Source organism: Listeria sp. ILCC796, assembly GCF_900186175.1.
Taxonomy (GTDB): Bacteria; Bacillota; Bacilli; order Lactobacillales; family Listeriaceae; genus Listeria; species Listeria goaensis.
This window is the reverse complement of record NZ_FYBV01000006.1, coordinates 15,810-37,971: the sequence shown is the minus strand read 5'-3', so window position 1 is coordinate 37,971 and position 22,162 is coordinate 15,810. Positions and strand designations below refer to the sequence as shown.

Sequence of the window (22,162 nt, the reverse complement as noted above, 5' to 3'; positions counted from 1 at the left end):
ATAGATGCAAATTTATGATGCAGGACAATATGATGTTATTGTCGTTGGAGCTGGCCACGCAGGCGTTGAAGCAGGCTTAGCTAGCGGGCGTATGGGCGCAAAAACGCTCATGCTCACAATTAATTTGGATATGGTGGCATTCATGCCGTGTAATCCGTCTGTCGGCGGTCCCGCAAAAGGCGTTGTCGTACGCGAAATCGATGCGCTCGGCGGCGAAATGGGACGTAACACGGATAAAACGTATGTGCAAATGCGCATGCTAAACACCGGAAAAGGCCCAGCAGTGCGCGCGCTCCGTGCACAGTCGGACAAATGGGATTATCAGCACGAAATGAAGCACACCATCGAAAAAGAGCCTAATATTACGCTAAAGCAAGGTCTCGTTGATCGCCTAGTCATCGAAGACGGAGTTTGCAAAGGTGTCATTACAAATGGCGGTGCAAAATACACGGCGGATGCTGTCATTTTAACGACGGGTACTTTTTCGCGCGGTGAAATTATTGTCGGCGAACTAAGATATTCCAGTGGTCCAAACAATCAGCAACCGTCCGTCAAGCTGTCCGAACACTTGGAGGAATTAGGCTTCATTTTAAGACGTTTTAAAACGGGCACCCCTCCGCGTGTCAAATCAAGTTCGATTGATTATTCGCAAGCAGAAATTCAACCGGGAGACGAAAACCCGCGTTCATTTAGCTTTGAAACAACTAGCATGGTGCTTGACCAATTGCCGTGTTGGCTCACTTACACAAATGAAGGCACACATACCATTATTAATGAAAATTTAAGTCGCTCGCCAATGTTTACAGCCACGAAAAAAGGAACGGGCGCGCGTTATTGCCCGTCCATTGAAGACAAAATCGTGCGTTTTAGTGATAAGCCGCGCCATCAAATCTTCCTTGAACCGGAAGGTCGCAACACTGAAGAAGTTTATGTCCAAGGGCTTTCAACGAGCTTGCCAGAAGACGTTCAAGAAAAAATGCTTCGGACGATTCCGGGGCTTGAAAATGTTGAAATGATGCGTGTGGGCTACGCGATTGAATATGATGCTGTGATGCCTGACCAGCTCTGGCCATCGCTTGAAACGAAACTTATTCCGGGCTTGTTTACAGCCGGACAACTGAACGGCACGAGTGGCTATGAGGAAGCGGCCGGTCAAGGCCTGATGGCGGGAATTAACGCTTGCCGCAAGGTGCAAGGCAAGGACGCAATTATTCTAGGCCGCGACGAGGCGTATATTGGTGTTTTAATTGATGATTTGGTTACAAAGGGGACGGAGGAACCGTACCGTCTATTGACCTCTCGCGCAGAATACCGTTTACTCCTACGCCATGATAATGCGGATTTGCGCCTAACGGAAATTGGACATGAAATTGGTTTGATTTCGGATGCTCGCTACGCTCGCTTCCTAGAAAAGAAAGCCAAAATTGAAGCAGAAATCAGACGCCTCCAAAAGACGCGAATTAAGCCGACTGAGGAAGTCCAAGCGATGCTACGCAGTTTAGGTAGCGCCGAACTTAAAGATGGTATTTTAGCCGCAGATTTCTTGCGCCGTCCAGAATTGACATACGAAAAAATCATCCAAATTGTTCCACGTGAAACAATTGCTTCACCGGATGTTGCAGAACAAGTGGAAATTCAAATCAAATATGAAGGCTACATCGAAAAGTCCTATCAGCAAGTTGAAAAAATGAAGCGCATGGAAGACAAGAAAATCCCTGAAAATATTGATTATGACGCGATTTTCGGACTTGCGACAGAAGCGGTTGAAAAGCTCAAAAAAATTCGACCACTTTCCATCGCACAAGCTAGCCGAATTAGCGGCGTCAACCCAGCAGATATTTCCATTTTGCTCGTTTATATTGAACAAGGAAAAATTGCGAAAGTGAAATAAGCTTAAGAAGCATTTAAACAGGTTTTAGCTTGGCTGATTCCGATTTAAATGCTTTTTTTTGTTGGTATAGTCTAACAAGAATGCCCGAGTTATGATAAAATAAAATGGAAAATGATTGGAAAAGGGGAAGAAAATGAATCCAGAACAATTTAAGGCTGCTCTTGCTGAAAAAGGCATTCTTTTAAATGAAGATCAAATGAATCAATTTGATTGTTACTATAAAACGCTGGTCGAATGGAATGAAAAGATGAATTTAACCGCAATCACTGAAAAACAAGACGTGTATTTGAAACATTTCTATGATTCGATTTCGGCTGCTTTTTTTGTAGATTTTACAAATGTTAAATCTGTCTGTGATGTTGGGGCGGGCGCTGGTTTTCCAAGCATTCCACTTAAAATTTGCTTCCCACACCTTGAAGTTAGCATTGTCGATTCCCTCGCGAAACGAATTACATTTTTGAATCATTTGGCGAAACAAATGCAACTTGGAAATGTGAATTTCTATCATGACCGCGCGGAAACATTCGGCCAAAACAAGGCACACCGGGCGCAGTTTGACCTCGTAACAGCTCGTGCCGTTGCGCGAATGAGTGTGTTGTCGGAGCTATGCTTACCGCTTGTGAAAAAAGGCGGAGTTTTCCTTGCGATGAAGGCACAGCAGGCGGAGCAGGAGCTCGAAGTGGCTGCAAAGGCAATTTCTCTTTTTGGGGGAAAAGTGACGAATCATTTTGCGTTTGAACTTCCGGTTGAGCGAAGCGAACGAAATATATATGTCATTGAAAAAACAAAGGAAACACCGAATAAGTATCCGCGTAAGGCGGGAACCCCGAATAAACAACCGATTGAGTAATGTTTTTCATTCTGCTAAAATAGAAGTAGGACTTAAAATGAGCGAACGAAGCTTGGAAAGGACGAAACTGCATGGCTTTTTCACTATTTGGAAAAAAGGATAAAAATGAGAATAACGAAGCCGAAGAAATGAGTTTGCAAAAACATGTTGAAGAGCTGTCAATTGATTCCATTATACCTAACCAATTTCAACCGCGAACGGTTTTTAATCAAGATAAAATTGAAGAATTGGCTGAAACCATCCAAATTCACGGTTTAATTCAGCCCATCGTAGTGCGCGAAATAAAAGATGGCGGCTATGAAATTATTGCTGGAGAAAGAAGGTATCGTGCGGCACGCCATTTAAATTTAGAAAAAATCCCTGCGATTATTCAGAATTTTAATGATGATGAGACGGCTGCGGTTGCATTAATTGAAAATTTGCAGCGCGAACAGTTGACGCCAATTGAGGAAGCGAAAGCGTATGATGCGCTTCTTGATATGCAAAGTGTGACGCAAGGCGATTTAGCGAAACAAGTTGGGAAGAGCCAATCGGCTATTGCGAATAAACTACGGCTTTTGAAGTTGCCTAAAGAGGTTCAGGACGCGGTTTTGGTGAAAGATATTTCTGAGAGGCATGCGCGTGCGCTTCTCGCTCTTGAAACAGAGGCGCAGCAAACATTGGTTTTAAACGAAATTATCAAGCAAAATTTTAATGTGAAACAAACCGACCAACTTATTCAAGAAATTTTAACAAAAAAAGAAGAAGCTCCTAAGCCTAAAAAGCCACAAATTCGGGCTGTCAGTAAGGATGTTCGCATTGCGCTTAACACGATTAAAGAATCTGTTCAGCTGGTTCAAAAAAGTGGGTTAGACTTAGAAGTTAAAGAGCAGGAATCCGAGGAATTTTTTGAGATTACGATTCAGATTCCAAAAAATAAATCATAGGGAGGAATCTGTTATGAAAATCGTGAAAATTATTTGGCATATTATCGGAATTAGTTGCGCGGCAATGATTTTACCATCATTCGTATCTTCTATTACAACGGCTATCTTGAGCTTGCAACCGCAACGCATGGTTATTTTCTTTATGTACCCGATGTTGACGAGTCGTGCGGCGTCTGAAGTGAGCACGGCAAGAGCATTTTTAAATATGGGATTAGGTTATTTAATGTACATTGTTGCTTTCGTATATATTATCCTACTCGTACGTGATATTTATGGCTGGTATAAAAAAGCGAAAAAGTATGATGCAGCAAACAACTAGAGGCAATCTTGCAAGGGATTGTTTTTCTTTTTTTAGGGTATAGAAAAAGGAAAATGTAAAAAACAGATAAGAGATAAAGGAGGGAGCGGGTTAACCGCGCAGGTGTATGGCTAAAATTGTTTTTGTAAAAGACGAACAAGGTGAATTTCAAGCGTATGACTTTGTACGCAACTTAATTCTTGAAGAACCTTTGATGGCAACGTTACTTCTTCAAGGGCTGTTACAATTGGAACAAGCGGAAACAAGAAAAATGAGTACTGGCAAGCAAATTTTACCAGATATTCATCTTACGATAGGGAAGAGCCAAGCGTATTCCCTGCAAAGCACGCGTATTGAAACGTCCATTGACCAACCTATTCAAGAAATGAAAATTCATTTTAAAGATAAAAACTGCCGCCTTATTTATTTTACTGCCTTCTCAGAATCTGAAACATACTACTGTTTTGCTAAAGGATATTTCAAAGATAAGAACCCATTTACAGATAACATGGGAGCTTATCGTGAAGAAGCAAAACGAATTTTCCTAAGTCGTGTAAAGGCCGAGCTAAGCATTGGTATGAGCGACTATGATTTTAACACTTTAAAAGAACTTGCGTATGAAAACGAAGGTATCGTTCACTATTTAGATAGTTTTTCTGCGAGACTAGGTCAATTTGTTTTTGCCAAGCGAATTGCTAAGAAGTGGTCTCAACTTGATATGGCGCTAAAATCAGACTTATCGCCAACAATTATCGAGCGTATTGAAGCAGGAGATCCAGATTTGACTTTGCGTATGTATCAAAAGGCTTGGCAGGCACTGGAAGTTAAGGCAACATTTAATTTAAATGAAATCTCAGCGAAATAATATGCTATAAATTCTTTAAGGGCGCCCTTTGCGGCGTCTTTTTATGTGTTGTAAAACAATGGAATTCAGTTAAAATGTTTCACGTGAAACATTTTTTTGAAGAAATATAAGACGAAATCAAAAAGTTTTGGTAAAATAGAAAAGAAGATATATATTTCAGCAAGTAGATAAGGGTTGGTGAGAAAAAAGTGACCAAAGTTATTGCATTAGCAAATCAAAAGGGTGGTGTAGGAAAGACTACATCTTCAGTTAATTTGAGTTCAAGCCTGGCTTTCTTAGGAAAGAAGGTTTTGCTTGTGGACATTGATCCACAAGGGAATGCTTCGAGTGGAGTGGGCATTAATAAAGGCGAGATTACAAATTGTGTTTATAATGTTCTCGTTGATGATGTTCCAATTCAAGAAGTTAGACAGAAGACAGAATTAGATAATCTGGATGTCGTTCCGGCTACTATTCAGCTTGCTGGGGCAGAAGTGGAATTGGTACCAGCTATCTCTAGAGAAATCCGGCTTAAAAAAGCAATTGATACGCTGAAAGAAGAGTACGATTACATTATAATTGATTGTCCACCATCATTAGGACTATTAACTTTAAATGCGCTCACTGCATCAGATTCTGTGCTTATTCCAGTTCAATGCGAATATTATGCGCTAGAAGGGCTTAGCCAGTTGTTAAATACAATCCGAATTGTACAGAAGCATTTAAATGCAGATTTGCAAATTGAGGGAGTACTTCTAACCATGCTAGATGCGCGAACGAATTTAGGTCTTCAAGTCATTGAAGAAGTTAAAAAATATTTCCAAAATAAAGTGTTTGATATAATCATTCCGAGAAATATTCGACTTAGTGAAGCGCCTAGCCACGGGAAACCGATTCTTCTATACGACGCAAAATCAAAAGGGGCAGAAGTTTATTTAGAACTAGCGAAGGAAGTGATTTCGCATGGCTAAAGGCCTTGGTAAAGGTATAAATGCACTTTTTAATACAGTGGATACGAATGAAGAAGCAGTTGTTTTTGTTGCAACTCAGAAAATCGAAGCAAATCCATTTCAGCCAAGAAAGAATTTTGATAAGAAGGCCATCAATGAATTGCGGGATTCAATTAAGACGCACGGTGTTTTACAGCCCATTATTTTACGCCAAATTGATGACAAGTATCAAATTGTAGTAGGTGAACGACGTTTCAGAGCTTCCAAAGCGGCGAATTTAGAAGAAATACCAGCTGTTGTACGCCAACTTAGCGATGTTGAATTAATGGAGCTTTCCGTTATAGAAAACTTACAACGTGAAGATTTATCTCCGCTAGAAGAGGCCGAATCATACGCATTTTTAATGGAGAATTTAAAATTAACACAAGCCAGATTAGCGGAACGTGTTGGGAAAAGTCGTCCGTATATTGCTAATTTTATCAGGTTGTTAACTTTACCAGATGAAGTTCAAGATATGCTGCGAGATGGCTCGTTATCAGTTGGACATAGTCGGGCGTTGCTAGGTTTAAAAGCAAAGAAAAACATTTTACCGCTTGCGAAAAAAACGGTGAAAGATGGCTTGACTGTTAGACAGTTAGAGAAACTAGTTACGGAAACAAATGAGAATGTTTCACGTGAAACATTAAAGCCTAAGAAGATACCAGCTTATATTCGCGAAAGTGAAGATCAATTGCGGAGTAAATTTGGAACAGCAGTCAATATTAAACGCCGAGATAAAAAAGGAAAGATTGAAATCGAATTTTTGTCGGACGACGATTTGAACAGGATTTTAGATATTTTAGATATCGATTTAGATTAAAGGAGTTCTTGGAAGGGTGAGTGAGTTTGGATAAATTAGATTTTGGCTTAAACGATATTGTTGAAATGAAAAAACCTCACCCTTGTGGGGAAAATAAATTTCAAATTATTCGGATGGGAATGGATATTCGGATAAAGTGTGTTGGTTGTGGGCATAGCGTGATGCTGCCAAGACGAGAGTTTGAGCGTAAAGTGAAGAAAATAGTTACAAAATTTGAAGAATCTGGATCTTAGAATCTAGATTCTTTTTTTAAGTTGAAATAGTTGAATAATTAAATGGCCTACCTTACACTATAATTAGTATCATTTAATAATTATTTTAAACAGATGGAGGGGTTAACATGAATGATAAAAAAGATTTGACAACAAATCAAGGTGTTCCGATTGGTGATAATCAAAACTCGATGACTGCGGGACTCAAAGGACCTACTTTGCTAGAGGATTATGTATTAATTGAAAAACTAGCCCATTTTGATAGAGAACGTGTTCCAGAGCGTGTTGTGCATGCGAGAGGAGCAGGCGCACACGGGAAATTTGTTGTTAAGAATAGTATGAAAAAATATACTATGGCGCACTTTCTTCAAGAAGAAGGACAGGAGACCGAAGTGTTTGCTCGTTTTTCAACAGTTATTCACGGATTGCATTCTCCTGAAACGCTTCGAGACCCGCGCGGATTTTCAGTTAAGTTTTATACAGAAGAAGGGAACTATGATTTTGTAGGTAATAATTTACCAGTTTTCTTTATTCGTGATGCTATTAAATTTCCAGATGTAATCCACTCGCTTAAGCCAGATCCGCGAACAAATATTCAAGACCCAAACCGTTATTGGGACTTCATCAGTTTGACGCCAGAAGCGATTACGATGATTACATACTTATTCAGTGACGAAGGAACACCTGCTTCTTATAGGGAAATTAGGGGTTCAAGTGTACACGCGTTTAAATGGATAAACGAAGAAGGAAAAACGGTATACGTAAAATTGCGTTGGCAACCAAAAGCGGGGATTGTCAATCTATCAACCGAACAAGCCTCTCAAATTCAGGCGAAAGAATTCAACCATGCGTCACGTGACCTATATGAAGCCATTGAAGCAGGTAATTATCCGGAGTGGGATTTATATGTGCAAGTATTAGATCCAGCTGACCTTGATAAATTTGATTTCAATCCACTAGATGCTACGAAAGACTGGTTTGAAGATGTTTTCCCATATGAATTAGTCGGAACGCTCCAATTAAATCGTAACCCTGAAAATATTTTCGCGGAAACGGAATCGGTTGGATTTAATCCGGGAGTGCTTGTAAGAGGTATGCTACCGTCGGAGGATCGCTTATTGCAAGGTCGTTTATTTTCGTATTCAGATACGCAGCGGCACCGTGTGGGACCAAATTATTTGCAATTGCCGATAAATAGCCCGAAAACACCTGTGCAAAATAATCAACGTGATGGGGCAATGCCATTTAAACAACAGACGAGTGGTATTAATTTTGAACCAAATAGTTATGAGACGGAGCCAAAAGAAAATCCAACTTATATTGAGCCAGAGCAAGAAATACGAGGTCATGTTGCTGGCCGCCTTGAAGCGGAGAAGAAAAATAATTTTGGACATGCGAAAGAAGTGTGGCATCGTTATACGGAAGCGGAGCGTGACGCGCTTGTTAAAAATATTGTTGATGACTGGGAAACTGTCCGTGAAGATATTAAAGTGCGCAACTTGCGCAACTTCTATCAAGCTGAACCAGAGTTTGCAGCTCGAGTTGCAGCCGGAACAGGTATTGATTTAGAAAAACATATTACAGATTTAAAATGAAAGTAAACTGACGAGCCGGTTTTAACTGGCTTGTTTTTTTATGGGAGGGTGGTATTTTAGGGGAAAAACCTTTATAATGTTACTTAGTGAAAATAAACGAGACTAACTCGTTTTGTATGTTAATAACTAACAAAGGAGCAATTTAAACATGGCATTAACAGCTGGTATTGTGGGGCTTCCCAATGTAGGGAAATCTACACTTTTCAATGCAATTACGAAAGCTGGGGCGGAAGCAGCCAATTATCCTTTCGCAACAATTGATCCAAATGTAGGAATTGTAGAAGTTCCTGATGAACGTTTAAATAAATTAACTGAACTTGTAGAACCTAAAAAGACGGTACCAACTACGTTTGAATTCACCGATATTGCTGGGATTGTAAAAGGAGCAAGTAAAGGTGAGGGGCTTGGTAATAAATTTTTATCTCACATTCGCCAAGTGGACGCAATTTGTCATGTGACACGTTGTTTTGAAGATGAAAATATTACACACGTTGAAGGCCGAGTTGATCCGCTAGACGATATTTCAACAATCAATTTAGAGCTGATTTTAGCAGACCTTGAAACGGTTGATAAGCGAATTGGTCGTGTGGAGAAACTTGCAAAGCAGAAAGACAAGGACGCTGTCGCTGAATTTAACGTGCTTTCTAAGCTAAAAGACGCTTTTGAGAACGATAAACCAGCACGTGCAGTGGAATTTAATGAAGAGGAAGACAAAATTGTCAAGAACCTTTTCCTTTTAACTAAAAAGCCTGTTCTTTATGTTGCGAATGTGAGTGAAGAAGACGTGGCTGACCCGTCTAGCAATCCTTATGTGCAAAAAGTGCAGGAATTCGCGGCTAGCGAAGGCTCAGAAGTTATTGCAGTATGCGCGCGCGCGGAGGAAGAAATTGCGGAACTTGAAGACGAAGATAAGCGTGAATTTTTAGAAGCGCTTGGCATTGAAGAATCTGGCTTGGATAAATTAATTCGTTCTGCATATTCATTACTGGGATTAGCAACGTATTTCACTGCTGGCGTGCAAGAAGTACGTGCATGGACTTTCCGTAAGGGTATGAAAGCGCCGCAATGTGCGGGAATTATCCATACAGATTTTGAGCGCGGCTTTATTCGTGCCGAAGTGGTTGCATATGATGCACTCGTTGAATACGGCTCAGAGCAAGGTGCTAAAGAGGCTGGGAAAGTTCGTCTGGAGGGAAAAGAATACCCCATGCAAGATGGGGACGTTGTCCACTTCCGATTTAACGTATAAAGTGTTTCACGTGAAACAAAAGCTTACTATTTTAGTTAAAACTCGACTGGATTTAGCCGGTCGGGTTTTTCTTTATAGACAATCTTAAACCATATGTAATTTAAATTTAAAACAATAAAAAGACCTCTAAAAGTTAGAGTTTTTAATCTAAACTTTTAGAGGAATAGGCTCTGCTTTAATTACTTGGAGCTGTGTAGTAAAGTGGAGCAGTTTTTACAGACCTATTTCCAGCTCTATCGACAGCTTGTAAGTTATAGCGATATGTTTCTCCTGGTGTAAGGTTTCGGTCAACAAAAGATAAGCCATCAGTTGTGAAAATTACTATATCATCACGATAGACAACATAATATTCAACATCGGAAGAAGAAGCTCTCCAAGTTATTTTACACGTTAAATCATTTGTTCCAGCTGTTGTGTAGGTTCTAGGGTAACTACAATATATTTGGACATGTCCATTTTTATAAGTAGCGTCGATTCTATATTTATATGTAGTTCCATGTGCAAGACCCATATCATAGAAGCCAGTTCCAGAAGTGGTTCCGATTTTCAGCCCATCTCTATAAATTGTGTAGTAATCAATCTCGCCAGTTGGGGCTTGCCAAGTAAGAAGATAAGTTAAATTATTTTCTGGAACTGCTGCCTCAGCATCTTGTGAAGGTACTACCCATACAATTGCTGCAACCATTGCTAAAAATAGAAGTGCTGGGAAAAAAGTTTTTTTAATAGTGTTCATGTAAATCCTCCTCTTTTTTTGTGTTGTTTTCTTTTATATATTATCATACGAAAAAATGAAAATCAATAAAATTATATACAAAAATAAAAACGGTATTAAAAAGAGGGGGAAGCCCTAGTCCCAGTCTGTATTCCATCTTTTAGAGTTTTAAGTGAAATGAAAAAGTCTGGTCAAAATAAAAAGCATGCAACCAGTAGGGCCAATTTCAAAATGGCGTGATTACCGGTTTCATGCTTTTTATTTTTAAAATCTAATTATCTCCAAAAGGTTATTTAAAAAGATAATCGATAATTTTATCACCTGTCGCAACACGTTCACCTTTGTAAGGAAACGCATGCATATGAGTAGCAGGATTGAAATTTAGCTCAATAATCGCTGCATTTAAATAGTCAGTTGGATTAGGTGGCACAATAATATCGACACCACAAATCTTTGCATGGGCAACTTTTGCCGCACGAACAGCTAAATCTTTATAGTAAGAATCCATTTCATCAGTGACGTTAATACTATCACCGCCAGTGCTAATATTTGAGTTTTCCCGGAGATAAACCGTTTGATTTAAATTCGGTATATCCTCCCACATCAACTGCTGCTGCGAAAGCATCAAGGTTTCTTCAGGCCCTTGTTGGATTTTTTCGAGCGGCTTTAAATGATCTGTCCCGCGTAGTGGATCCGAATTTTTCTCCTCCACAAGTTCGCGAATCGAGTGAATTCCGTCACCAACAACGTTAGCCGGAATTCGTTTTAGCACCGCCACCACTTCATCACCCATTACAAGAAAACGATATTCATCGCCAGGAATGAATTCTTCAATCATAATCGCAGAGTCATGGCTAAACGCAATTTTGATAGCTTCTTCAAAAGCTTCTTTTGTGAAAAAGTTTTTAAAAATGCTGATGCCTACACCGTAGTTCGTTGATTTAGGCTTAATCACAATTTGTTTTCCTGCGAAATTTGAATAGCTCAAAAGAGCATCTTCTAGCTCAGTATGATTTTCCCCAAACGGAACGCGAATGTCATTTTCAGCCAAAATGCGTTTTGTCACCACTTTATTTTCCATTACAAGTACCGTCACATAATTATCCTTAGACGTCTTGGTTGCTTGCTTCACAATTTCGCTTTTATCACCAAGTGACAGACGTAAAAAGTTTTCCGACCGGTCTAAAACGTCGACTTTTAAACCTTTCTTCCAGGCAGATTTCCATAAAATTTGCGTAGAAAGTTCCATGTCTTCCGCGCCGATAAAACGGTATGCTTCGGCATCTGCTTCTTCTAGTGATTCCTTAGCGACATTTAAATGAAAGTTTAAATAGCCGAGCTCTTTAATTTTTGTCGCAATTTGGGCGGCAATCGTTTCTGCAGGGTTAGCCAGACGTTCTTTTTGAAGTGAAATGACGTCTTGCAGCTCCTTATCGTCTGGGACAAGCTCTGAAAGGAACGTCGACATTTTGTTTAATTCTAGCAAACCAGCCTCTAAAAATGGAGTTTCGACATGGTCACAACCCATAATAGGTGGTTGTGCAAGGCCGAAAAGTGCAATTTTCTCCTCATTATCATCAGATATCTGCTGATTATCAGGGCAAAGTCGATTATTTTCAGAAAGCAAACCAGTAATTAAGAACAGATGAATAAAATGCAAAGTTTCCTTGGAAATCCCATTTTTCTCAAGTGGATTTAAATCGATTGCGCGAATTTCAATATATTCAACGCCTTGTTCAGCTAGGCTTTCAAGCGTTTGGTCGGTATGGCTATTTTTTAACCGAATAGGATTGTAAAATTCACGCATGCTATTAATTCGACCATTTTCAATGTGGCTAGCAATTGAGGAAATGTAGCCATCAAAAGAATCATAATCAATATGCAAGGAATCTTTGTTTTTATAGCCCGCAGAGCTGTTTCGTAAGGAAATGCCGTCTTTTATAATACGCGCATTATCCGCAGTTTTCACAGCATCAGGAACGGTCGTAAAGCCGTCCATATAGGCAGGGCCGCCGCCCGTTAAGTAAATCAATAACCAGCGATTTTTCATAAAATATTTGGCCACTTTTAAGTAAATCTGATTTTTAAAAGCCTGAAACGTCTCATTTTCCTTGCGAAACGCTTGAAAAAGCTCTTTCAAAAAATCATCAGAAAAAGAGAAATTGTAATGAATGCCAGATAAAAGCTGGATTTTCTTGCCGTACTCCACCGCTAAATGTTCGCGGTAAAGGCGATTTGGATGATCCTTTGTCTGGTATTCGGCAATCGGAATGTCCTCCTCGGCCGGAATAAGGGCAGGGTTGCTGTTTGGCCAAAGCTGCTCATTTTCAGGAAGCGCCAGCGAAACAATATTATGCAAATTTGTAATCGCATTATAAACATCCTCCACAGAATCGCAGACAGGCGTAATCATTTCAACTTGGCTTTCCGAAAAATCGGTTTTAATATATGGATTTTCTTCTTTTGGTCCAAAAATAGAGGGATGCTTGGTTAGCGCTAGATGCCCACTAGGCGTCACGCGTAAGTTTTCCTTTTCCAATCCGAAATGTCCCGAAAAAAGTTGTTTAGCTAAACGAGGGTTTTTTTTAATAAAAGAAATGTACTGTGAATCTAAGTTAATCATGTTTTCACCTCAGGCGCGTTTATTTTCATACTCAATATTACAACAAAGCGAGTGAATAGTATAACAATTGGTTTGTGAAATACTTTAATAGTTACACTGCTTTCATGTATAATAAATGGGTAAGTATATTTTTGGAAGGAATGGGATATTATGCGCGTAGAAAACATCAAAAAAGTTATTGATAACAACATTGTGTTACAAAATATTTCTTTTGAGTTAAAGCCGGGTGAAATTACAGCGCTTATCGGACGAAATGGTGTCGGAAAAACAACTTTATTTAGCACGATAATTGGGATTTTTTTGCCAGATGAAGGAAAAGTCACAATTGATGGCGAGAATATTTTAAATAAGCCAGCTTTAAAGCGAGAAATCTTCTTTTTAGAAGATAGTATGAATTATTTTAACTCTCATAATGTCAAGACGATTGTAAAACTATACCGCTCAATTTATACGGATTTCGATGAATTTTATTTTCAAGAGCTAATGGAACGTTTTGACATGAAGATGGACACCAAAATCATTTCTTTTTCAAAAGGTAGGAAAGCGTTATTCTTTATGATTTTAGCTTTTTCCTTAAATGTGAAATATTTACTTTTAGATGAGCCGATGGAAGGGCTTGACGTCATGATTAAACGTGACATTTTGAATTTTATTTTAGAGCAGGCGAAGGAGAAACATACAAGCGTTATAGTCGCCTCGCATCGCCTAGACGAGCTTGACGAAATTGCTGACCGTGTTTTACTTCTAAAAGGCGCATCGCTTGAACTGGATTTGTATTTGGAAGAATTTAGGCAGCAGACAATGAAAATTCAAGTCGCTTTTAAAACAAAAGGTGTGCCGGATTTTGTTAAGCAGGAAGCGAAACTGCTTTACCGGAATGGACGAATCTTTACGATTTACGTATCACAAGATAAAGAGGAATTTTTAGAGCGCTTAAAACGAGAACAAGTCCTTCTCTTGGAGGAAATGACCATGACGATGGAGGACATTTTCACCTTTTATTTAGCAGAAGAAAAGATTTCGTACTTAGAGTTATAAGGAGGAAAAAATATGTTTTCAAAAGGATTGTGGTACAAGGAGTGGCAAAGCGCTAGATGGATTTTAGTTCTTCTTGTTATCATGTTTTTTATCGGGATTTTTGGCGGGCTGATGACGGATGCGAATACGTGGGCAGATACGCGCGACTATTATCATTCTGAAAGTTTCCAAAAAGAACAGGAAAGTGACCCCGATTTGCAGCTTTCCAAAGAAGAGATTAAAACGAATTTAACGATTGTTTATTTGAATCCACTATTTCCAGAGTTGGTAAACCCAAAATATGAGGATATAAGTCCTTATTACATATCATTTACAGGATCGATTTTCTTTGACATCATTAAGATTGCTGTCTTTGCTCTTGGATTATTTATCGTTGCCTTTGAGCGGTTCACACGCAAAAATCGCTTTACCGCCATGTTGCCATACAAAAGACGCCACGTTATATCGGTCAAAATGTTGCTAGGCATCAGCGCAATCACAGTCGGTCTCCTCAGTTCTTTAGGGGCGGGAATGCTTTACTTTCAGGCTAAAATACCAGCCGAATATCTTGACTGGGAAAAAACGAAATTGCTTCACGACATTTTAGGAGCCTACCTAAGTTTTATTTTAATTTTCTTAGTAGCCGTCATTATCGGCTTATGTATTGCTTCGCCAGTTGCGAGCGTTTTAATAGGTGTTGGTGCGCTTCTCTTCCCAGTGTTGCTTATCGCCAGCCTAGACAAAATGTATATGATTTTAAATCGCAATAAGGGTGAATTAGATATGTCATCGCTCATTTTACGTGAGGACTATTTGAAAGTCTTCTCGCCGTTTGATATGCAGTTAAAATCAGTCGGCCCGCTTTGGTTTTTCTTTGCACTAATGATTGCATGTGTTATTTTCGCCATTTGGCTATTTAATAACCAAAAATTGGAACGCAATGGCCAATTGTTCGCGTTTGGCTGGGTGAAATGGATTGTGTATTTCTTTTTCGCGCTCAGTTCAGGTTTATTTGTTGCCAATGCTACGGATGGCAATGTAGAAAGTGGTATTTCCTTGTCCCTTTATCTCAGTATTGCGATAGTCGTCCTTTTCATTGCCTTTTTCGCAGCAATATGGATTGTTCGGCGCTATAATGCGTATTTCCAAATGGCAAAATCAAGTTGAAATAATATCGCGTTTTAGAAAAAGTTTAGGTATAATAGAGTTTGTAGGAAAAGAATTCAGCTTGAAAATTAGGAGGAATTAATTTAGTGACTACTGAAACGACAAACATTTCTTTAGCCGAGCAAAAAGAAAAGCTCACAAAAAAGAACTTGCAATATGTACAAGAAGTTGAAAAACATTTACGTCAGACGGGTTACCCAGAAGTACAGCAAGAAAGTATTCTTATTGAAATGACAGAAAAAATCTTGGCGGAACAAAAACAAGGCATAACGGCCCGCAAATTGTTTGACTTAACACCGACAGAATATGTCACTTCTTTAACGGTTAAAGCAGCACGTGCTGAAGCGGCACCAAATACAAGCAAATGGTGGCTTGGTTTAGACGGAGGCTTACTCGTTCTGGGCGCAATGATGCTTATTTCAGGATTGAGTGCTTATTTCCAAGGACAAACTTTAGGATTAGCTGTTCTCCTTATAACGGGTATTATAGGTGGTTTCGCCATGATTATTTTACGCCGTTATGCAACAGAAATGCGTGCAGGAAGAAAAGGTGGAACACTTCGCTACATATTAATGGCCGTCCTAGTTATCGCACTGTGGATGTTCATTATGACGATTGTTCAAATTACAGTTCCACCAGCAATTAACGTTGCGTTAGATCCAACGGTCATGGTCATTGCCGGAGCTGCCATTCTAGCACTTAGATGGTACATTAAAAGAAAGAAAAACATTCCATCATTATAAAATAAGAAGGAAGCAGGTTGAAATCAACCTGCTTTCTATGATTATTTCCCGGGAAATAATCATAACAAATCGGGGGGAATATGATGTTTTCCTATGAAATTATTAAGCAATTTACGGAAACAGAACAACATTTATACCGTTTTATTATGGAAAATCGGGATAAAGTTATGTTTATGCGAGTGAGAGAACTTTCAGAAGCGACACATGTTTCGCCAGCTTCAATTGTTCGTTTTACACGAAAACTTGGATTTGACGGCTTTTCAGAATTTAAAGTTCAATTAAAACAAGAAGCTAAATCAAATAGTAAGAGGAAAACAGCGGATACAGTTGAGGTTTTGGAAGAGTTTTTTGAGCGGACGTTAAATCGTGACTATGACAAGCAATTGGATGCTGCAGTTAGCATGATTCAGCAAGCAAGCCTGGTTGTGTTTTTCGGGATAGGGACATCAGGGATTCTAGCAGAATATGGCTCCCGTTATTTCTCCAACTTGAAAAAAAGAACCTTTTATATTAAAGACCCCTTTTACCCCAATCCTGGAGAGCAGTTTGAGAATGCTGTTATGATTATTTTATCGGTATCTGGTGAAACAGATCAAGTCATTTTGCAGGCGCAGAACATGCGCGAGTATGGCAGTAAAATTATTAGCATTACGAACACAACAAAGAACACGCTTGCAGGGCTTTCAGATGTAAATATTCCGTACTTTGTGACGCCAGAAATGGTTGACCGGACAAATATTACGACTCAAATTCCTGTGTTGTTTTTGCTAGAATCGATGGCAAAACGTACATATAATCAAGAACATGCCTAAAAAAGAAAGTTCTCCTTCTTGAGAACTTTCTTTTTTGGTGTGCGCGATTTAATTATTCATTTACAACTTCGGGCTTTGTTTTCTCAGCCGATTCGGTTGCTTTAGCGTCCATTGCAGCATCAGACGCGGCTACTTTATTCGAAATAATAACAAATGGTAAATAAATGACAGTTGCGATGGCCAGGCAGAGTAGCCCAACCAGTAGAGCTAGCCAGTTTCCACCTGTTCCGAGGAAAGGAATCAGCGGGCCTGGAGTTGTCCAAGGCACTTGATAAGCAATCGGTGGAATGATTTTCGTTGCTACAAAGAAATACCCAACTAGTGTAGTGACTGCCGGTACGACGATAAAAGGAATAAACATAATCGGGTTTAATACAATTGGTAGCCCGAAAATGACAGGCTCGTTAATATTGAAAAGCCCGGGCGCAATAGAAAGCTTGGCAATATCACGATGATCAGCGCGGCGAGAGGCAATGAAGATGGCGATTAAAAGACCAAGCGTCATTCCAGAGCCGCCGTAGTTAGAAAAAGCATCATTTAAGCCAGCCCAAGTTGCCGGGTATGGTGCGCCCCAAGCCGATCCATGTTCCGAAACGTAAGATAAGTTTGCTAAGTTTGGTTCAGTGAAAATGGTATCACGAATCGCAGCAACTGTATTTGGACCATGAATACCAAGAATCCAAAGCAAGTTCGAAATAAAGCCAAGAATTAAGACGGAGTAAACATTTGTCCCCATATCTTTAAGTGGTGATTGAATGACTTTATACACCAAATCGTGAAGTCCCGCTGGAGCAATCAGCGAAATAAGGTAATTTAAAACAGAGAAGAGAATCATGACAATAATAACCGGTACAAGCACTCTAAACGAGCGTGAAACCGCTGGCGGCACTTGGGGCGGCATTTTAATTGCTAACCGCTCGTTACGTGCTAACCGACTGAAAACTTCCCCAGTAATAAGACCAACAATTAGAGCGACGAAAAGCCCTTGGGCACCTAAGAATTTGATAGTTAAGTAAGCTTGTTCCTCAACCATCGTGTACGGCGTATAGATTATGAAGAATGCCCCAATAGCTGTAAGACCACATAAGAGCTCATCTTGTTTAAAAAAGATTGCCAAGTTTCGTGCCACTAAAAAAACAATCAAAATGGCCATTATGTTGGTGGAGCCCTGTAAAATAGGAGCAAAGATGGCTTGTGCTTCCGCTAAATTGGGAAAAATCTTACCAAGAAATAAAATTTTAGCGATAAATCCGTCTGGAGATAGGACTGCAAAGTTAAGTAAAATAATGATTGAACCAGCCATAATTAAAGGGAAAACTAAAATGAATGCATCACGAATGGCTGCAATGTGGCGTTGTGAATTTAGCTTGTTTGCCACGGGAACTAAAAAGCGCTCCATACCATGCTCAAATTTGGTCATCATACTCATTTAAAAAACCTCCCATTTTAAAAATCATTTAATTTTTAGTGAATTGCAGCAAGCGCCTTCGTTAAGACTGCAGCACCGTTCATTTTACCATAATCAATCATATCAATAACGGTTACAGGTATTCGGCCAGCAGCCATTTCCTTAATCTGCTTCTCCTGATAGCGAACTTGTGGGCCAAGCATGACGATATCGACATCATTTATTTTATTGCTTGCTTCAGAAATCGAGAGCGCTTCAATCGCAACATCCTCCCCAATCTCTTTTGCGTGCGCTTTCATTTTTTCAACTAGCAAACTGGTGGACATTCCTGCTGCACAAACAAGTAAAATTTGTTTCATAGTAAACCTCCTGTTTTTTCTCCGCCCTGCGAAAAGGGCGGAGGAGTAGCACTCATTTTTTCATTTCTCGTTCAATATTGCGCCCATTTTCTTCAATCGTATCTTTATACCAAAAATAACTATCTTTTTTATAACGTGCAAGCTCTTTTTCATCGGTTTCATCGCGGTCTACATAAACAAAACCATAGCGTTTCTGGTAGCCGTTTAACCAGCTAAGTAAATCTGTGAAGCTCCACGTACAATAACCAATCATTTCGACGCCATCTGTGATTGCTTCTTGAATTGCATATAGATGGTTACGAATGTAATCAATACGGTATTCATCATGAATCTCCTTGTTTTCTGTTAGCGAATCGTATTCACCAAGCCCATTTTCGGTAATCATAATCGGCAAGCGATAACGACTCGTGATACGTCTAAGCCCAATTCGAAGCCCGGTCGGATCAATGTCCCAGTCCCAATTCGTTTTCTCTAAATGTGGATTGTTCACGTGCTTCGAAACTCCCGGGATCCCGCTTTCCTCCGTAGTGCCTTTCTTGCCCGTCGTGTTCATTTTCCCAGCCCCAACACCATCTCTTGGGTTGAAAGCATTGGTCATAGTGCGGTAGTAGTTGACACCCATAAAGTCTGGGCGACCACGTTTTAAGAGCTCCATATCCCCTGGCTGTATCGTAGGTGCAAGATCATTTTCTACCAGCCAGTTCCAAGCGGCAATAGGATATTCGCCAAACGTATAAACATCCATCCAAAAATAGGCACTTAGTTCTTCATTATCAAGGGCAGCTAAAACGTTTTTTGGATTTGCATCAATCGAGTAGCTTGGTCCATAAGCAAAACTAGGTCCAATTTTCCCATCCAGGCCAAGTTCGCGATATTTATTAATCGCGGAAGCATTCGCTAAATTGGCGATATGATTTGCTTCATACATGCGTTTTAAGTCCGAAATCCCAGGAGGGTGATACTCCAATTGATACCCGTGCGTGATGAATACATTTTGCTCGTTTAGGGTCACCCAGTGTTTCACACGGTCGCCGAAGCGTTTAAATAGCACCTCCGCGTAATCCGTAAAGTCTTGAATAATACGCCGAGATTCAAAGCCGCCGTATTCGTCTTGAATACCTTGTGGGATATCCCAATGATAGAGCGTTACAATTGGTTCTATCCCACAAGAAATCAGTTCATCAATGAGATTTTCATAAAATTGCAAGCCAGCTTCATTAACCGCCCCGTTGCCATGCGGAATTACACGGCTCCAAGAAACGGAGAAACGATAGGCGCGCAATCCTTGTTCAGCCATCAATTTAACGTCTTCTTTGTAGCGATGGTAGTGGTCAACAGCGACATCTCCATTTGTTCCTTTATATGTTTTTCCGGGTATTCTTACAAAATTATCCCATACTGATGGGCCTTTTCCGTCTGTATTCCAAGCTCCTTCAACTTGATAGGCTGCAGATGCAGAACCCCATAAGAAATCTTCTGGAAAGGGCTTTAGATTTTTATGTTCCATTTTGACACCTCCGTCATTAAACTTGTTATTCTCAATGTAAGCGATTTATTTCTAAACGTAAATAGTTTCATGCCTTTCTGGTCATTGTTTCATGTGATTGGTAAAAGTTTCAAAACTGAAACAACATGTTTCATTGACAAAATGCCAAAATCAAGTTATTCTGTAAGAAATAAATCAAAAGTGAGGTGAGATCGATGTTTCTTTTAAAGGCACAAGCAAGTTTAGTTGAATTCTTATATATTGTTCGTGCGCTTTTTTCCATTTTCGCATTTACAGGGGACAAGTATGCCCAGTTTTCAGTAAATGCATAGATGGAATTTGAAGAGAAGCATGGATCTCATTTTGAATAAATGGGAAGGCACCAGGCGCTTGTCTGGTGCTTTTTTTTGCGTACAAAAAATGTTTCACGTGAAACATTCATGCCTCTTTTCAGCGTATGAAGGAGGAAGAAAGATGAAAATTATAGATTTAAATCAAGTAAGTAAAAGCTTTGCGGGTGATAACATTTTAAACAATATTTCCATGCAAATCATGGAAGGTGAACGAGTTGGTCTCATTGGACGAAATGGTGAAGGTAAAAGTACGATATTAAAAATTATTGCAGAATTGGAAAGTATTAATAGTGGAAATGTGACTCGAAAAAAAGGTCTGCGAATCGGTATGTTGAATCAATTCCAAGAAAAAACAGCTGATGTGACAGTCTATGATGTTTTAAAAAGCAGTTTTTCTAATCTGCTTGAAATTGCTTCGCAAATGGAGAACTTGGAAAAACAAATGGAGATGGATGCCTCGACTAAAATTATGGATCGATATGGCGATTTACTTGCATCATTTGCGGAACAAGGCGGTTATGAAATGGATTCGGAAATTGCGAAAGTAATGAATGGCCTGGGTATCAGTTCTTTACAAGCGGAAAAATTTAAAGATTTAAGTGGTGGTGAGAAGACGAAAACAGCTTTAGGAGCACTTTTATTGCAAAAAAACGATTTGATTTTACTTGATGAACCGACAAATCATTTGGATTTAAAAGCAGTGACATGGTTGACGCAATTTTTACAGCGCTATAAAGGTGCCATCTTAGTTGTGTCACATGATCGATATTTCTTGGATGAAATTGTTTCAAAAATGATTGAATTGGAAAATCAGGAACTCATCACGTACCATACTAATTTTTCTGGCTATTTAAAAGAGCGTGAAGAACGGATTTTAAGAGAATTTCAAGCATATAAAGACCAACAGAAAAAAATTAAAAAGATGAAGCAAGCAATTAAGCAACTTAGAGAATGGGCAATACAAGCCAACCCGCCAAATGATAACTTCTTTAGGCGAGCCAAGAGTATGGAACGAGCGCTTGAGCGAATGGAAAAAGTAAAACGTCCTGCTTTAAGTCAAAAGGAAATGCAGTTGCAGTTTGAAGAGGCGAAACGAAGCGGGGAAGATGTTGTCTTGTTTGATGAAGTGACAAAATCATTTCATGACCGGGTTTTGTTTGAAGATGTTAATTTGCATATTCGTGAGGGGGAGCGTGTTGCGATTATTGGCGATAACGGTGCCGGTAAGTCAACGCTTCTGCGGATGATTTTAGGAGAGGAGGCACCGAGCAAAGGGCGTGTGAAGGTTGGGAGTAATGTGAAAATCGCTTATTTATCGCAACAAATGGACGAAATGTCGGGCAAGGAAACCGTGCTTGAAGCATTTCGTAAGGAGGTTCACGTGCCAGAAGGAGAAGCACGAAACATGTTGGCGAGTTTTATGTTCTATCAGGAAATGGTCTTTCAAAAAGTAGAGCAACTAAGCGGGGGAGAGCGTATGCGACTTAGATTAGCCAAGTTCATCAATCAGCCAGTCAACACGCTTATTTTAGATGAGCCAACGAATCATTTGGATATTGCATCGCGTGAAGTGCTTGAGGAAGCAATTCGTCAATTTAAAGGAACATTAATTGTGATATCACATGATCGATATTTTATTGACGAAACTTGTTCACGGACACTTTATTTGCATAATAAAATATTAAACAATTTTGATGGAAATTTTTCCTGGTTTTCTGAAAAAGTTATATTTTAACAAAAATAAGATATTTTTTGTGACTTTTTTGTGAAACTTGTTAATTTATATATTAATTTTACAAAAAAAGGTT

20 protein-coding genes are annotated in these 22,162 nt (G+C 39.5%); 15 read left to right on the top strand and 5 right to left on the bottom strand.

The genetic code is table 11. The features are described from left to right. Positions 1-4 precede the first annotated feature (4 nt). The 10 genes from mnmG (at position 5) to ychF (ending at position 9,674) form a co-directional block, all read left to right on the top strand. Positions 5-1,891: a tRNA uridine-5-carboxymethylaminomethyl(34) synthesis enzyme MnmG gene (gene mnmG, locus CFS04_RS07765; RefSeq protein ID WP_088810078.1), complete on the top strand. Its 1,887-nt coding sequence runs from the start codon at positions 5-7 to the stop codon at positions 1,889-1,891. A 133-nt stretch (positions 1,892-2,024) separates the two neighbouring features. Continuing rightward, positions 2,025-2,741 (top strand): 16S rRNA (guanine(527)-N(7))-methyltransferase RsmG, encoded by a 717-nt coding sequence (gene rsmG / locus CFS04_RS07760; protein WP_088810077.1) that lies wholly within the window; start codon positions 2,025-2,027, stop codon positions 2,739-2,741. Between the two features lie 71 nt (positions 2,742-2,812). Further along, positions 2,813-3,667, top strand: coding sequence for a nucleoid occlusion protein (gene noc / locus CFS04_RS07755; protein ID WP_088810076.1), 855 nt, complete (start codon positions 2,813-2,815; stop codon positions 3,665-3,667). Between the two features lie 13 nt (positions 3,668-3,680). Beyond that, positions 3,681-3,986 carry a hypothetical protein gene (locus CFS04_RS07750; protein ID WP_088810075.1) on the top strand — a complete coding sequence of 102 codons (306 nt, stop codon included), beginning with the start codon at positions 3,681-3,683 and terminating at the stop codon, positions 3,984-3,986. Between the two features lie 106 nt (positions 3,987-4,092). Beyond that, the gene (locus CFS04_RS07745; RefSeq protein WP_088810074.1) at positions 4,093-4,830 is read left to right on the top strand and encodes a transcriptional regulator; all 738 of its coding nucleotides are present in this window, start codon (positions 4,093-4,095) and stop codon (positions 4,828-4,830) included. Between the two features lie 188 nt (positions 4,831-5,018). Further along, the gene (locus CFS04_RS07740; RefSeq protein ID WP_088810073.1) at positions 5,019-5,780 is read left to right on the top strand and encodes a ParA family protein; all 762 of its coding nucleotides are present in this window, start codon (positions 5,019-5,021) and stop codon (positions 5,778-5,780) included. After that, positions 5,773-6,618 carry a ParB/RepB/Spo0J family partition protein gene (locus CFS04_RS07735; protein ID WP_088810072.1) on the top strand — a complete coding sequence of 282 codons (846 nt, stop codon included), beginning with the start codon at positions 5,773-5,775 and terminating at the stop codon, positions 6,616-6,618. The genes CFS04_RS07740 and CFS04_RS07735 overlap by 8 nt, the downstream gene beginning before the upstream one ends. 26 nt (positions 6,619-6,644) lie before the next feature. Continuing rightward, the gene (locus CFS04_RS07730) at positions 6,645-6,851 is read left to right on the top strand and encodes a DUF951 domain-containing protein (RefSeq protein ID WP_369821467.1); all 207 of its coding nucleotides are present in this window, start codon (positions 6,645-6,647) and stop codon (positions 6,849-6,851) included. 107 nt (positions 6,852-6,958) lie between these two features. Then, complete coding sequence (locus CFS04_RS07725) at positions 6,959-8,425, top strand: catalase (RefSeq protein ID WP_088810070.1); 1,467 nt, start codon at positions 6,959-6,961, stop codon at positions 8,423-8,425. A gap of 148 nt (positions 8,426-8,573) precedes the next feature. Further along, a complete protein-coding gene (gene ychF / locus CFS04_RS07720) occupies positions 8,574-9,674 on the top strand; it encodes a redox-regulated ATPase YchF (protein WP_088810069.1) in 1,101 nt (366 codons plus the stop codon). 175 nt (positions 9,675-9,849) lie between these two features. Here the strand turns inward: ychF and CFS04_RS07715 are convergent, their stop codons facing one another. Together CFS04_RS07715 and gshAB are read right to left on the bottom strand one after the other, a co-directional pair. Continuing rightward, positions 9,850-10,407, bottom strand: a complete 558-nt coding sequence (locus CFS04_RS07715; protein ID WP_088810068.1) for a hypothetical protein — start codon at positions 10,405-10,407, stop codon at positions 9,850-9,852. Positions 10,408-10,675: 268 nt separating this feature from the next. Continuing rightward, positions 10,676-13,009, bottom strand: coding sequence for a bifunctional glutamate--cysteine ligase GshA/glutathione synthetase GshB (gshAB, locus tag CFS04_RS07710; RefSeq protein WP_088810067.1), 2,334 nt, complete (start codon positions 13,007-13,009; stop codon positions 10,676-10,678). Positions 13,010-13,159: 150 nt separating this feature from the next. On the opposite strand from gshAB, the gene CFS04_RS07705 reads away from it, so the two are divergent. From CFS04_RS07705 to CFS04_RS07690, 4 genes are all read left to right on the top strand, one after another. Beyond that, complete coding sequence (locus CFS04_RS07705; protein WP_088810066.1) at positions 13,160-14,047, top strand: ABC transporter ATP-binding protein; 888 nt, start codon at positions 13,160-13,162, stop codon at positions 14,045-14,047. 12 nt (positions 14,048-14,059) lie between these two features. Continuing rightward, a complete protein-coding gene (locus tag CFS04_RS07700) occupies positions 14,060-15,193 on the top strand; it encodes a hypothetical protein (RefSeq protein WP_088810065.1) in 1,134 nt (377 codons plus the stop codon). An 86-nt stretch (positions 15,194-15,279) separates the two neighbouring features. Beyond that, positions 15,280-15,936 carry a DUF1129 family protein gene (locus CFS04_RS07695; protein WP_088810064.1) on the top strand — a complete coding sequence of 219 codons (657 nt, stop codon included), beginning with the start codon at positions 15,280-15,282 and terminating at the stop codon, positions 15,934-15,936. Positions 15,937-16,019: 83 nt separating this feature from the next. Then, positions 16,020-16,748 carry a MurR/RpiR family transcriptional regulator gene (locus CFS04_RS07690; protein WP_088810063.1) on the top strand — a complete coding sequence of 243 codons (729 nt, stop codon included), beginning with the start codon at positions 16,020-16,022 and terminating at the stop codon, positions 16,746-16,748. A 52-nt stretch (positions 16,749-16,800) separates the two neighbouring features. Here the strand turns inward: CFS04_RS07690 and CFS04_RS07685 are convergent, their stop codons facing one another. From CFS04_RS07685 to CFS04_RS07675, 3 genes are read right to left on the bottom strand one after another with little or no spacing between them, the layout of a single operon-like run. Beyond that, entirely contained in the window at positions 16,801-18,177 is a 1,377-nt protein-coding gene (locus CFS04_RS07685; protein ID WP_088810062.1) for a PTS sugar transporter subunit IIC, read from the bottom strand. A 35-nt stretch (positions 18,178-18,212) separates the two neighbouring features. Then, positions 18,213-18,515, bottom strand: coding sequence for a PTS sugar transporter subunit IIB (locus CFS04_RS07680; protein WP_088810061.1), 303 nt, complete (start codon positions 18,513-18,515; stop codon positions 18,213-18,215). 52 nt (positions 18,516-18,567) lie between these two features. After that, positions 18,568-20,022: a glycoside hydrolase family 1 protein gene (locus tag CFS04_RS07675; RefSeq protein ID WP_088810060.1), complete on the bottom strand. Its 1,455-nt coding sequence runs from the start codon at positions 20,020-20,022 to the stop codon at positions 18,568-18,570. Positions 20,023-20,475: 453 nt separating this feature from the next. Between CFS04_RS07675 and abc-f the strand changes: the two genes are divergently transcribed. Continuing rightward, the gene (abc-f, locus tag CFS04_RS07670) at positions 20,476-22,089 is read left to right on the top strand and encodes a ribosomal protection-like ABC-F family protein (RefSeq protein WP_088810059.1); all 1,614 of its coding nucleotides are present in this window, start codon (positions 20,476-20,478) and stop codon (positions 22,087-22,089) included. Positions 22,090-22,162 lie beyond the last annotated feature (73 nt).

Coding starts and splice junctions, on each gene's coding strand:
- CFS04_RS07680 (WP_088810061.1), bottom strand. CDS start 18,515: ATGAAACAAATTTTACTTGTTTGTGCAGCAGGAATGTCCACCAGTTTG.
- CFS04_RS07725 (WP_088810070.1), top strand. CDS start 6,959: ATGAATGATAAAAAAGATTTGACAACAAATCAAGGTGTTCCGATTGGT.
- abc-f (WP_088810059.1), top strand. CDS start 20,476: ATGAAAATTATAGATTTAAATCAAGTAAGTAAAAGCTTTGCGGGTGAT.
- CFS04_RS07750 (WP_088810075.1), top strand. CDS start 3,681: ATGAAAATCGTGAAAATTATTTGGCATATTATCGGAATTAGTTGCGCG.
- CFS04_RS07735 (WP_088810072.1), top strand. CDS start 5,773: ATGGCTAAAGGCCTTGGTAAAGGTATAAATGCACTTTTTAATACAGTG.
- ychF (WP_088810069.1), top strand. CDS start 8,574: ATGGCATTAACAGCTGGTATTGTGGGGCTTCCCAATGTAGGGAAATCT.
- gshAB (WP_088810067.1), bottom strand. CDS start 13,009: ATGATTAACTTAGATTCACAGTACATTTCTTTTATTAAAAAAAACCCT.
- CFS04_RS07675 (WP_088810060.1), bottom strand. CDS start 20,022: ATGGAACATAAAAATCTAAAGCCCTTTCCAGAAGATTTCTTATGGGGT.
- noc (WP_088810076.1), top strand. CDS start 2,813: ATGGCTTTTTCACTATTTGGAAAAAAGGATAAAAATGAGAATAACGAA.
- CFS04_RS07700 (WP_088810065.1), top strand. CDS start 14,060: ATGTTTTCAAAAGGATTGTGGTACAAGGAGTGGCAAAGCGCTAGATGG.
- mnmG (WP_088810078.1), top strand. CDS start 5: ATGCAAATTTATGATGCAGGACAATATGATGTTATTGTCGTTGGAGCT.
- rsmG (WP_088810077.1), top strand. CDS start 2,025: ATGAATCCAGAACAATTTAAGGCTGCTCTTGCTGAAAAAGGCATTCTT.
- CFS04_RS07685 (WP_088810062.1), bottom strand. CDS start 18,177: ATGAGTATGATGACCAAATTTGAGCATGGTATGGAGCGCTTTTTAGTT.
- CFS04_RS07715 (WP_088810068.1), bottom strand. CDS start 10,407: ATGAACACTATTAAAAAAACTTTTTTCCCAGCACTTCTATTTTTAGCA.
- CFS04_RS07745 (WP_088810074.1), top strand. CDS start 4,093: ATGGCTAAAATTGTTTTTGTAAAAGACGAACAAGGTGAATTTCAAGCG.
- CFS04_RS07690 (WP_088810063.1), top strand. CDS start 16,020: ATGTTTTCCTATGAAATTATTAAGCAATTTACGGAAACAGAACAACAT.
- CFS04_RS07705 (WP_088810066.1), top strand. CDS start 13,160: ATGCGCGTAGAAAACATCAAAAAAGTTATTGATAACAACATTGTGTTA.